The sequence below is a fragment of the Peribacillus sp. GL_122 genome (genome assembly GCF_057835005.1).
The window spans coordinates 5110640-5122609 of the sequence record NZ_CM174415.1; the positions used below are offsets into that span (position 1 = coordinate 5110640).

Consider the following 11970-nt stretch of genomic DNA (forward strand, 5'->3'; position numbering starts at 1 on the left):
AAGTTTCAGAATTAAAACGCGAAACACCAGATCTGAAATCATGCAATGGCAACGCACAGGCAAAAACACCGCTCATCATCGAGCGGTGTTTTCATTCGTTTTCTCACAAAAAAAGCCGTTTAACATGTAAGTTAAACGGCCTTCACTGCTATTTAGATTTTTTAACGGTTACTTTTGTTGCTTTTCCTGTATTGCCCGCTTTGTCTTTTGCTGAGACGTATAATGCGGATCCTGCTTTTTTCTTGCTGATTTTGATGGAGAAGTTCCCCTTACTGTCAGCTTTTGCCGTTCCGATGTTTTTATTGCTGTACTTCACGGTTACGCTTGAACCGATTTCCGCTTTACCAGTTACTTTTGTTGCTTTGTCGTTTACTTCATTCACTTTCGGTGCACCTGGAGCGGTTTTATCTTTAACCGTTACTTTTGCTGCTTTTCCTGTATTGCCCGCTTTGTCTTTTGCTGAGACGTATAATGCGGACCCTGCTTTTTTCTTGCTGATTTTAATGGAGAAGTTCCCCTTACTATCAGCTTTTGCCGTTCCGATGTTTTTATTGCTGTACTTTACGGTTACGCTTGAACCGATTTCTGCTTTACCAGTTACTGAAGTAGCTTTATCGCTTACTTCATTCACTTTCGGTGCATCTGGGGCTGTTTTATCGAGAACAGTCACGGTTGCCGCCTTGCTTTCACGTTTTGCTAAGTCTGTAGCTGTGACTGAAAGTTTTGTGCCAGCCTTTTGCTTGCTGATTTTCACTTTGAAATTCCCTTTGCTGTCCGTGTTACCTGAACCAATCACTTTTTTTGCGCTATTTTTGATCGTGATTTTCATGTCCGCTTGCGATTGACCCGTTACATACGTATCTTTGTCACTCAAAGCTTTAACAGTTGGTTTGTTAGGGGTTGCACCCTTATTCACGAATACTTTGATTGAAGATACTGCTAGTTTAGAAGAATCAGAGATATTCACAGTAAGCTGCTGCGCAGCTTTTTGGACCGGAATAGTAACGGTGAACGTTCCGTTAGCTGCCGCCGTTCCTTTACCAAGCGTTTTGTTTCCGCTTTTCACTTCGATTACTGAACCTTTTTTAGCTGAACCAGTCAGCTTTGTTTGCGTATCCATCACAAGGTTGACTTTAGCTTGTAAATCCACTGCACTAAGAGCACTGTACGCATTAAGCCTTCCATATCCAGATACTAAATCTTTTCCGACAGGCAGTTCTTCTTCCGGGATTATGATTTCTCCATCTTCTGGTTGATAGTCCTCATAAGGGTCTACATTATCTTCTTCTTCAAAAGCGACATATTCCGATGTCTCATGAAGGATTTCCCTTACTTCATTCACTTTCAACCCAGGGTTTCCGGATAATAACAGAGCTGTAGCTGCCGCAACATGGGGAGTTGCCATTGATGTTCCATCCATATAGGTAACATTCCCATTAGGCACAAGGCTCGGGATGCCTGTCCCTGGAGCGACCATGTCCAATTTCGATCCATAATTGGAATAATCGGATACTAAATCAAGGGCATTGGTTGCACCGACGGATATGGCGTATTTAGATGATGCAGGATAAGAAAGACCATCCATCCCATCATTACCGCTTGCTACGACAACCATTACATTCTTGGCAGCGGCATGTTTCAAGGCATATTCAATCGTCCTGCTATATTCTCCGCCCAAGCTAAGGTTTATGACCTTTGCACCATGATCCACGGCATATTTAATGCCTAGTGCAATTTTCTCATTGTCTCCAAATCCTGAAGAGTCCAAGACCTTCACAGGCATGATTTTAGCTACTGGATTGATTCCTTGCATGGAATATCCATTATCCGCTTTGGCAGCGATGATTCCGGATACATGTGTACCATGGCCATTGTCATCGATTGCTTTTTCTTTCTTATCGATGAAGTTCTTACCTGACTCCATTTCAACGACACCCTGTAGATCTGCAAGTGAATCATCGACACCTGTGTCGATGACCGCTACCAATGTATCTTTTAAATTACGTTTCTTAATAAGGTTCTGCAGTTTTTCGTTATCGATGTCCGCTCCCTTTATGCCTTCCTCCCCACCGGCATTATCTAAAGACCATTGATACGGTGATTGTATGTCGGCAGAAAATGCTTTGTACGTTTTTACCGGTTCGATATATTCCACTTCTGGAAGTTTTTCGATACCGGATAGTGCTGCTGTGCTCATTTTAGCTTGGTTCTTTAACTCTACTACATACATATCATCATACAGAACCTCTTGTTGCTTAGGTGCCGATAATGTTCCATATCCTTTTCCACTTACCTTGGATTGGACAGCGCTTAATGACTTCCCTGGTTTAAGTTTGACGATATATTTGTTCTTTACATTTTTCGAAGCCGGAAGTTCGATTCCCGCTTTGCTTGCGATATCGACGATTCTTTCACCTGCAAGCTTATCAAGATTGACTTTCTTTGCAATGGCTTCCATATCCTTTTTCAATCCGGCTGGAGCGACGTCTGTCGACTTTTTGAATAAGGCCTTAATCGCTTCTTGCTGCTTGTTGCTAATGACTGCCGTACTGCTTGCTCCATTTTCATTAAGATCCTCAATAAGGGGCTTAACCTCGACTAAGTGATTATAAACGGCTTCCCTTGCCGTTTTATTCCCGGCAAGATGAAGAGCCAGGAATGGCGAAGCTTTATAGTATAAAGAGGAAAGGGTACGTCCCTCAGGCGACTTCGTGAGAACCTCATCTCTAAACACGCGGAGTGTTTTCAACATGGATTCTCCCGTTTTCTTATCGTTTACACTCACTTCAACCGGGCATGATTCGAGATCCTCCCCTTCGTCCCCGGCAGATGGCGGCAATGTTACTGAATGCGCATTGATGGAGTATTCAGCTACATTTTCCGCATCCGGGATCGGATTTCCCTCATCATCCGTATCGCCGAAATATTCAACTTTAACATAATATGTGCCTTCCCAAGCATATGGGAAATCGATTACAGCTTTTTCATCAGGATAAGAAGAGACAATATAATTGCTCTCATCTTTTTCTGCTTTTTCTTTATCTTGATATACGGAGATATTCAAGATTTTGTCCGAATTGACTTCGAACTCAATATGGGAGAACTTTTGTATTTCTTCTGTTGTGGGACTGATTTGATACCATTGAACATCCGGTTTTTCAAACTTTCCGTCCAGAGTGTCCCCATTTTTGATCGTTTTTACATTTTCAATGGGTGTTGCAGGTGCAGCTTGAGAATTTAGCGGTACCATCAAGCTGAAAATCAGTGCAAAAATTAGTACATACGCCGTAATTCGACTCACATTCTTAAATTTCACGGTTTCCCCTCCAATAATTGGTTAAAAAATAACAGTACTATACCAAACTATCACACTGTAAAATTTTATCAACCAATTTTTTCCCTTTTTTATGTCAAATGCTTGATTTATTTGTCCATCAAGCCGAAAAATGATTCACATGTACCAATTAAGCAAGATATTTGAGTTCCGATGGTCATCTCATGACGATAGTCGTTGCCAACATCCGATAGATTCAAATCGGTGAAAATCCTAACATGACCTATTTCCTATGGCCGGCCAATGACTGCGAAAAAAAGCTGCCCCAGCAGTAAAAATATGCGGGACAGCTTGCAATCATTTTTATTTAGTTTGCGACGATATTGACTAATTTGCCTGGTACGGCAATCACTTTACGAATGGTTTTCCCATCGATTTGTTCTTTGATGGAATCATCACCCATCGCGATTTCTTCCAGTTTTTCTTTCGTAGTGTCAGTCGGAACCATTAATTTCGCTTTGACTTTTCCGTTGATTTGGATGACGATTTCGACTTCGTTATCCACTAACTTCGCTTCGTCGAAAGCCGGCCATGTTCCGTATGTGATGCTTTCGGAATGGTCCAGTTTAGACCAAATTTCCTCGGCGATGTGCGGTGCAACTGGTGCAAGCAGTTTTACGAAGCCTTCGACATATACTTTAGGAAGCGAATCCGCTTTATAAGCATCATTAATGAATACCATCAATTGTGAAATCGCCGTATTGAATTTCAATTCCTCATAGTTCTCGGTCACTTTTTTAACAGTTTGATGATAGACTTTTTCGAGCTTGCCCGTGTCATCCGTTTCTGTCATCTTATCTGTGATCGTACCGTCATCGTTGACCAATAAACGCCAGATACGGTCAAGGAATCTGCGAGAACCGTCCAATCCGTTTGTGGACCAGGCAATCGAAGCATCCAATGGCCCCATGAACATTTCGTACATGCGAAGTGTATCGGCACCATGGCTTTCAACGATATCATCCGGGTTCACTACATTCCCTTTGGATTTACTCATTTTTTCATTATTCTCGCCAAGGATCATTCCTTGGTTGAATAGGTTTTGGAATGGTTCCTTCGTTGGCACGACACCGATATCATACAGGAATTTATGCCAGAAACGAGCGTAAAGCAAGTGAAGCACCGCATGCTCTGCGCCGCCGATATAAATGTCGACCGGCATCCATTCTTTTAATTTTTCAGGATCTGCAAGTGCTTCCTTGTTGTCCGGATCGATATAACGCAGGAAGTACCAGCTGCTGCCTGCCCACTGTGGCATCGTGTTTGTCTCACGGCGCCCTTTTCGTCCGTTTTCATCCGTTACATTCACCCATTCCGATATGTTCGCAAGTGGTGATTCGCCTGTACCTGAAGGCTTGATGTCCGTAGCTTTCGGTAAAATCAGCGGAAGATCTTCTTCCTTCACTGGAGACATCGTGCCGTCTTCCCAATGGATGATTGGAATCGGTTCACCCCAGTAACGCTGACGGCTGAATAACCAATCGCGAAGGCGGTATGTTATTTTCTTCGTTCCGATTTCTTTTTCTTCCAGCCATTTGATCATGGTCGTAATGGCTTCTTCTTTATTCAATCCATCAAGGAATTCCGAATTCACATGAAGTCCATCGCCTGTATATGCTTCACTTGTCACGTCTCCGCCAGCTACGACTTCCTTGATTGGCAAGTCGAACTTGACTGCAAATTCATAATCACGCTCATCATGGGCAGGAACGGCCATGATTGCTCCTGTTCCGTAGCTGATCAACACGTAATCGGCAATCCAGATCGGCATTTTTTCGCCGTTTACCGGGTTAATGGCATAAGCCCCCGTGAACACGCCTGATTTATCCTTTGCCAAGTCTGTTCTTTCCAAGTCGCTTTTATGTTTCACTTCATCTAAATAGGCCTCAACTGCCGCCCTTTGATCAGCTGACGTAATTTTATCGACAAACTGATGTTCAGGTGCCAATACGGCATATGTTGCACCGAATAACGTATCCGGACGGGTCGTGAACACCGTGAATGTTTCATCGAAGCCATCGATATTGAATGTAACCTCTGCTCCCTCGGAACGGCCAATCCAGTTACGCTGCATATCCTTGATGTTTTCCGGCCAATCCACATCATTCAGATCGTCGATTAAGCGGTCTGCATACGCCGTGATACGAAGCATCCACTGTTTCATCGGACGGCGCTCGACCGGATGGCCCCCACGCTCACTTTTCCCATCGATGACTTCTTCGTTAGCCAATACCGTGCCAAGTGCCGGACACCAGTTAACGGCCACTTCATCAATATATGCAAGGCCCTTTTCATATAATTTCAAGAAGATCCATTGCGTCCATTTGTAATAGTCGGGATCTGTCGTGTTTATTTCGCGATCCCAGTCATAAGAAAAACCAAGGGCTTTGATTTGGCGACGGAACGTGTTGATGTTGTGCTCCGTGAATTCAGCCGGATCATTTCCCGTATCGATCGCATATTGCTCTGCAGGAAGTCCAAAAGCGTCCCAGCCGATCGGGTGCAATACATTATACCCCTGCGCCCGTTTCATCCGTGCCAGGATATCGCTTGCCGTATAACCTTCCGGGTGCCCTACATGAAGACCGGCCCCTGAAGGATACGGGAACATATCCAGGGCGTAGAATTTGCGTTTGCCGCTTTCTTCACCCGTTTTGAATGTCTTATTGCCTTCCCAATACTTTTGCCATTTCGTTTCTATGCTTCTATGGTCAAAACTCATATGATTTCCTCCTAATTTCCGTATAAAAAAACAATAAAAAACCCCTCATCCCAAAATAGGGACGAGAGGATTATGTATATCTTCCCGCGGTACCACCCACATTGGCGATAGCTAAAATCCGCCCAGCTTAAAACATCCGTAACATGGATTGAAACGCCAGGCATTACTTTTCACCTTCACACCCGGGACTCCAAGGCGAGTTCACGACCATCCCAGGTTGACTTGCACCACCCGTCAACTCTCTTTACTGGTTTAAACCGCTACTATTCCTCATCATAGTCTTTATGAGAATATTGCATTTTATTTCATTCTAGTCAATTTCACCGATAATTGCAATAGCCGTACATAAACATTATCGACAGGTTTTTCATTATATATGCGAATTCAAGAAAAATTGTGCAAAAAAAGGGAGCTATTCATTCATAGCTCCCTTGCTTCCCTTTAATGTCGCAGTAAAATCATTTCATTCCTCAATTCATTCAACTGCTGCTGCATCCGAGTAAGCATATCCCGTTGTTGGGCATTAGCGCTGTTGTATAATCGTTCCATATCCGTCAATGCCTCTTCGATATACCTCTGCGAATTTTGAAATTGTTCATCATCATAATGCTCCTGCCGTGAGGCTTCGTTAAATTCATACTCTGCAAAATGGAGAGCTCCTTCACATTGCTCTAAAAAATGATCGACGGATTGTCTGGTTGCCATTACAAACCCTCTCCTTCGCGTCTCATTTGGATGATTCGGAATCATCTTCATTAGTTTGAGCAATTAACGAGTGGATTATCATTTTTTTTGAGCAATCATCCTTTATCCCAAAACTTTTCCCCTTGATGTGAAATGAACCGCTCGATCCATTCGGCAAAGCCCATATGGAGTTTCTCGCCTTCTTCAAAATCATCGATATGGCCTTTTACCATTAAATACTCCTTATCGCCTTTAGCGACGGCTTCCCCATCGATGACGATATTATCTTGATAAATGCAGGCCACTTTATAGCATCCCTCGTAGGAATTTTCATATGTGTAATTAATAATATCATCCAGACTGTATAAATCATTTTCCCCACCCGATTCCACATTATCGAACAGACGGCATCCATTGGTTATTTTTAAAAACTCCTTATAATCCTCGGGCAGAAGCAGTCCGGTTTTCTTTTCAAAGGAATGAATTTGTTCATCCGAAGCAGGTGAATTGAAGGTGCAAGTGGCTTTGTATATGAACCCATCTTCATTTACTTCGATCACCTGATTATTTTCGGCTAATTTCTTTTTCATTTGATTAATTGCTTCTTCAACTTGACCGGTCATGTCCATCAGCTCCCGATTGGATATAGTCATTCAAAGATATACTGGAAATAGCAGCAAAATGTTTAGCCTTCAAGTATACAGTATACGCTTATTTTTCAAAAAAAGACCTAGCTGCGAGAATGTTGTATAATATATGTTGCGCTTTATTTTATTTAGGAGGTTGCTGATTTGAATCAAGCAAACCCGTTTATATATGCAACGGATAACAAACGATATCATACATGGAATTACCACCTGAGGGAACATTTTGGACATAAGGTCTTTAAAGTTGCCCTGGATGGCGGTTTTGACTGTCCGAACCGTGATGGGACCGTCGCACATGGCGGCTGTACCTTCTGCAGTGCCTCAGGCTCTGGTGACTTTGCGGGCAACAGGGTTGAACCCCTCGACGTCCAGTTTAAGAAGATCAGCGAACGGATGCATCATAAATGGAAAGATGGAAAATATATGGCCTATTTCCAAGCGTTCACGAATACGCATGCACCCGTGGCAGAGCTTCGCGAGAAATATGAAAGTGTATTGACCCAGGAAGGTGTCGTCGGACTCTCGATCGCAACACGCCCGGATTGCCTTCCAGATGATGTAGTCGAGTATTTAGCGGAATTGAACGAACGCACCTACCTTTGGGTGGAGCTTGGTCTCCAGACGGTTCATGAAAAGACCGCAACGATGATCAACCGTGCCCATGACTTCGATTGCTACAAAGAAGGCGTCGATAAACTGCGCAAACATGGCATCCGCATATGCTCCCATATCATCAATGGCCTTCCTCAGGAAGATTACGGCATGATGATGGAAACAGCCCGTGAAGTTGCCAAACTCGATGTGCAGGGGATAAAAATCCATTTACTTCATCTATTAAAAGGAACACCGATGGTCAAACAATATGAAAAAGGCCTGCTCGAGTTTCTTGACCGTGACGATTATGTCAGCCTGGTATGTGACCAGCTCGAAATAATCCCTCCAGAAATGATCGTTCACCGCATTACGGGTGACGGTCCGATCGATTTGATGATCGGTCCAATGTGGAGCGTTAATAAATGGGATGTCTTGAATGCCATTGACGCCGAATTGAAACGCCGCAATAGCTGGCAGGGAAAAAATCATCACACGGAGGTACAATCATGAAGCTTGATCGAGTTTTGCCATTCGCCAGGATTCTGCTGGAAAAAGCGGTCCGCCCCGGGGATATAACCATAGATGGCACGATGGGCAACGGTTTTGATACGGCCTTTCTTGCAGGGCTTACAGGTGTAAACGGACATGTCTATAGTTTTGATATTCAGAAAGAAGCGATCCAAACCACAGCGGCGAAACTGAACGCGGAGAATTTACAAGAGCGCTGCACCCTCATTCACGATGGGCATGAACATATAAGCAAATACATCAGGAAAGAACATTCCGGAAAGATCACAGGTGCCATTTTCAACCTAGGCTACCTTCCTGGCGGAGACAAATCAATCATCACCCAAGCCGATACGACGATATCAGCCATTGAACAGCTGTTCGAACTGCTGGCGCCTGAAGGCATCATCATCCTCGTCATTTACCATGGTCATCCGGGGGGATCGGAAGAACGGGATGCATTGATGGATTATGTAGAGAACTTCCCTCAACAGAAAGCCCATATCCTGAAATACGGGTTCATCAACCAAGCAAACAATCCGCCATTCATTGTCGCGATTGAAAAGAGATGAAAGACTTTTGACACCGTTCAATACGAACGGTGTTTTTTCAACCCCAACACGCAGGCAGCAGAATTACCAATCATAACTTTTTGAATTTTTCGTCTATAATGATTATAATGATAGAAAATAGATAAGAGGGTGCAGAAGATGGAACATTTGCCTACTTCAATACTGACGGATATACTGACTGAAAAAATCAAAAGGGATTCAAGTGAGCAATACGGGAATTTTGTCAGCTCGCTTAACTCGTTGACAGAAAAACAAAAAACCATGGAGGACCTCAAACAATTCGATCATCATTTTGATAAGTTCCTGCCACAGCTCGATTTAATGATTTCCACCCAAAACCATGAAGCAATCATGAATATGAAAGCGACGCTTTTGGACCTATTCGCCAATGACTTGACCTTCAAATCCATTTATCTTCTATCGACCGCATTATCCAATAAAAAAGAACTTACACATTTAAACCAATTTATGTATCCGGTTACTTTCTGGGCACCGGTCATCAAATCGAACGAAATGCTTAAAAACGCAGGCTGAACCAAATAAAAACAAGCTGCCGAGATCTAACTTCGGCAGCTTTTTCATTTATCGTGACAGTATGTACTGATCAAACGACATACCCTAATATCTTTAAACGGTTTTCAACAAAACTCAGCGCATATTGAAATACATCATCACGCTCTGGTTCATTGAAGATTTCATGATAAAGCTTCGGCCATTCCTTATATTGCTTTTCACTGGCCAAGTTATAATTAAACCACTCACGAACCGCCTTCTTATTCACGATTCGGTCATCTCCGCCCTGCATGACCAAAAGCGGCACATCCTGAAATTCAGGAATCTCTTCAAAAGCATCCTTCATGGCCTGTGCAAGCTCCCGATACCAGCGAATCGAAACCTTTGTGATATATAATGTATCGTTTCTATCGGATTCACGAACTTCCGCACTCCTCGTCGCCATTTCAGGTGTCAATCCGGAATCTACCCTGAACATAGGCATCACGATGTTCAAACCATGCGAGATGGTTGTAAGGAACTTCCGCGGCTTCGTCACGAGGCCCAAGCATGGAGATGAAAGAATCACCCCTGCAATGTCCCATTCCTCTTCCTGAAGAAGGCGTATCGAAATCAAACCGCCCATGCTGTGTCCAAGTAAAAAGACCGGCAACGAATATTCGTAAGCCTCTTCTATCCAGCTTTTCACTTCGTCCAAATACTCATCAAAGGAATCGATATGTCCCCGATAGGCGCGAGTTGTCATACCCTGCCCAGGAAGGTCGCCCATGACGACATGGTATCCAGCTGAAAGCCACATTTGTGTTACCCACTTATAACGTCCGTGATGTTCCATTGCCCCATGAATGATGACAATGACGCCCTTTGCGTCTCCTTCTGTCTCCCATTTCCACATACGAAATCCCCCTTTCACTTTTCACTTGATGTATACGATCCATGATAGTCAAAATAATATATATAAATTATAACCATATTCGTGATTTTCGACAAAAAAGAAATCTAACAAGTTGTACATTGCTATTATAAATAGCCAAGTGTATTTGCATACGGTATATTAAAATAATACATAAAAACATTCACTTCGGAAAGGAAATGATTGAAAATGATTATTTATCCGTATAAAGGCAAAGAACCTGAAATCGCTGAAAGCGCTTATATTGCTGAAAATGCTGTCGTGACAGGTGACGTCAAAATCGGCGACGAAACATCCATTTGGTTCAATTCCGTCATTCGCGGTGATGTATCCCCAACCATCATTGGGAAAAAGGTCAGTATACAGGATAACAGCATCCTGCACCAAAGCCCAAATAATCCATTGATCATCGAGGATGAAGTAACCATTGGCCATCAGGTCATTTTACATAGCTGTAAAATCCGCAAAGGAGCTTTGATTGGCATGGGATCGATCGTACTAGATGAAGCCGAAATCGGCGAAGGGGCCTTCATCGGTGCCGGCAGTCTCGTTCCCCAAGGTAAAGTCATACCACCGAACATGTTGGCATTCGGACGTCCAGCTAAAGTCATTCGCGAAATCAACGAAGAAGATCGCCAGGATATGGAACGCATCGTACGTGAATACGCCGAAAAAGGCCAATACTATAAAACGGCCGAACGAATAAAATGAATTGACTGAAAGTTACGAGTATTGTACTGAAACTCACGAGTAAACTACTCTAACTCACGAGTAAACCGCTCTAACTCACGAGTAAACCGCTCTAATTCACGAGTAATTGCTACAAACTCACGAGTAAACCGCTCTAATTCACGAGTAAACCGCTCTAATTCAGTAAACGGCTCTAATTCACGAGTAAAGCTTCAAACTCACGAGTATACCGCTCAATTTCACGAGTAAAACGCTCTAACTCACGAGTAATTGCTACAAACTCACGAGTAAACTGCTCTAACTCACGAGTAAACCGCTCTAATTCACGAGTAAAACGCTCTAATTCAGTAAACCGCTCTAATTCACGAGTAATTGCTACAAACTCACGAGTAAACCGCTCTAACTCACGAGTAAATGGCTCTAATTCACGAGTAAAGCTTCAAACTCACGAGTAAACCGCTCTAATTCACGAGTAATTGCTACAAACTCACGAGTAAACCGCTCTAACTCACGAGTATACCGCTCTAATTCACGAGTAATTGCTACAAAATCACGAGTATACCGCTCTAATTCACGAGTAAATGGCTCTAATTCACGAGTATACCGCTCTAACTCAGTAAAACGCTCTAATTCACGAGTAAACGTTACAAACTCACGAGTAAACCGCTCTAACTCACTCGTAGTTGACCCAAACAAACTTGTAAACGCCCCTTACTCACGGCGTATTGCACGTAAGTTGAATTTCTTTGGGATTTCTTGAATTATTCCCGAGAAGGCAAAATCAATCCATAAAA

Annotated in this window: 10 protein-coding genes and 1 other annotated feature; of the genes, 4 read left to right on the forward strand and 6 right to left on the reverse strand. The window is 43.1% G+C overall.

What is annotated here, in order from left to right; translation table 11 throughout:
• Nucleotides 1-148: 148 nt before the first annotated feature.
• The 4 genes from AC3ISB_RS24770 to AC3ISB_RS24785 form a co-directional block, all read right to left on the reverse strand.
• Nucleotides 149-3316 (reverse strand): S8 family peptidase, encoded by a 3168-nt coding sequence (locus tag AC3ISB_RS24770; protein ID WP_489274821.1) that lies wholly within the window; start codon nucleotides 3314-3316, stop codon nucleotides 149-151.
• A 325-nt stretch (nucleotides 3317-3641) separates the two neighbouring features.
• Nucleotides 3642-6056, reverse strand: a complete 2415-nt coding sequence (gene leuS / locus AC3ISB_RS24775) for a leucine--tRNA ligase (protein ID WP_098369259.1) — start codon at nucleotides 6054-6056, stop codon at nucleotides 3642-3644.
• Between the two features lie 54 nt (nucleotides 6057-6110).
• Nucleotides 6111-6342 (reverse strand) — a binding site (T-box leader).
• A gap of 155 nt (nucleotides 6343-6497) precedes the next feature.
• Nucleotides 6498-6761, reverse strand: coding sequence for a DUF2524 family protein (locus AC3ISB_RS24780; RefSeq protein ID WP_098369258.1), 264 nt, complete (start codon nucleotides 6759-6761; stop codon nucleotides 6498-6500).
• Between the two features lie 95 nt (nucleotides 6762-6856).
• Entirely contained in the window at nucleotides 6857-7363 is a 507-nt protein-coding gene (locus tag AC3ISB_RS24785; protein WP_181762338.1) for an SMI1/KNR4 family protein, read from the reverse strand.
• A gap of 168 nt (nucleotides 7364-7531) precedes the next feature.
• Between AC3ISB_RS24785 and mnmL the strand changes: the two genes are divergently transcribed.
• From mnmL to AC3ISB_RS24800, 3 genes are all read left to right on the forward strand, one after another.
• Nucleotides 7532-8491 carry a tRNA modification radical SAM protein MnmL/YtqA gene (mnmL, locus tag AC3ISB_RS24790; RefSeq protein ID WP_141994997.1) on the forward strand — a complete coding sequence of 320 codons (960 nt, stop codon included), beginning with the start codon at nucleotides 7532-7534 and terminating at the stop codon, nucleotides 8489-8491.
• Nucleotides 8488-9060, forward strand: a complete 573-nt coding sequence (mnmM, locus tag AC3ISB_RS24795; protein WP_489274824.1) for a tRNA 5-(aminomethyl)-2-thiouridylate-methyltransferase MnmM — start codon at nucleotides 8488-8490, stop codon at nucleotides 9058-9060. The genes mnmL and mnmM overlap by 4 nt, the downstream gene beginning before the upstream one ends.
• Nucleotides 9061-9198: 138 nt before the next feature.
• On the forward strand, nucleotides 9199-9594 hold the full coding sequence (locus AC3ISB_RS24800) for a hypothetical protein (protein WP_098369254.1): 396 nt from the start codon (nucleotides 9199-9201) through the stop codon (nucleotides 9592-9594).
• Nucleotides 9595-9664: 70 nt separating this feature from the next.
• Here the strand turns inward: AC3ISB_RS24800 and AC3ISB_RS24805 are convergent, their stop codons facing one another.
• Nucleotides 9665-10468 carry an alpha/beta hydrolase gene (locus AC3ISB_RS24805; RefSeq protein WP_141994995.1) on the reverse strand — a complete coding sequence of 268 codons (804 nt, stop codon included), beginning with the start codon at nucleotides 10466-10468 and terminating at the stop codon, nucleotides 9665-9667.
• 210 nt (nucleotides 10469-10678) lie between these two features.
• Between AC3ISB_RS24805 and AC3ISB_RS24810 the strand changes: the two genes are divergently transcribed.
• Nucleotides 10679-11197, forward strand: coding sequence for a gamma carbonic anhydrase (locus tag AC3ISB_RS24810; RefSeq protein WP_053537396.1), 519 nt, complete (start codon nucleotides 10679-10681; stop codon nucleotides 11195-11197).
• A 399-nt stretch (nucleotides 11198-11596) separates the two neighbouring features.
• On the opposite strand, the gene AC3ISB_RS24815 is transcribed toward AC3ISB_RS24810, so the two are convergent.
• A complete protein-coding gene (locus tag AC3ISB_RS24815) occupies nucleotides 11597-11872 on the reverse strand; it encodes a hypothetical protein (RefSeq protein WP_489274826.1) in 276 nt (91 codons plus the stop codon).
• Nucleotides 11873-11970: the final 98 nt, after the last annotated feature.

Coding starts and splice junctions, on each gene's coding strand:
- AC3ISB_RS24785 (WP_181762338.1), bottom strand. CDS start 7,363: ATGACCGGTCAAGTTGAAGAAGCAATTAATCAAATGAAAAAGAAATTA.
- AC3ISB_RS24780 (WP_098369258.1), bottom strand. CDS start 6,761: ATGGCAACCAGACAATCCGTCGATCATTTTTTAGAGCAATGTGAAGGA.
- AC3ISB_RS24800 (WP_098369254.1), top strand. CDS start 9,199: ATGGAACATTTGCCTACTTCAATACTGACGGATATACTGACTGAAAAA.
- mnmM (WP_489274824.1), top strand. CDS start 8,488: ATGAAGCTTGATCGAGTTTTGCCATTCGCCAGGATTCTGCTGGAAAAA.
- AC3ISB_RS24805 (WP_141994995.1), bottom strand. CDS start 10,468: ATGTGGAAATGGGAGACAGAAGGAGACGCAAAGGGCGTCATTGTCATC.
- leuS (WP_098369259.1), bottom strand. CDS start 6,056: ATGAGTTTTGACCATAGAAGCATAGAAACGAAATGGCAAAAGTATTGG.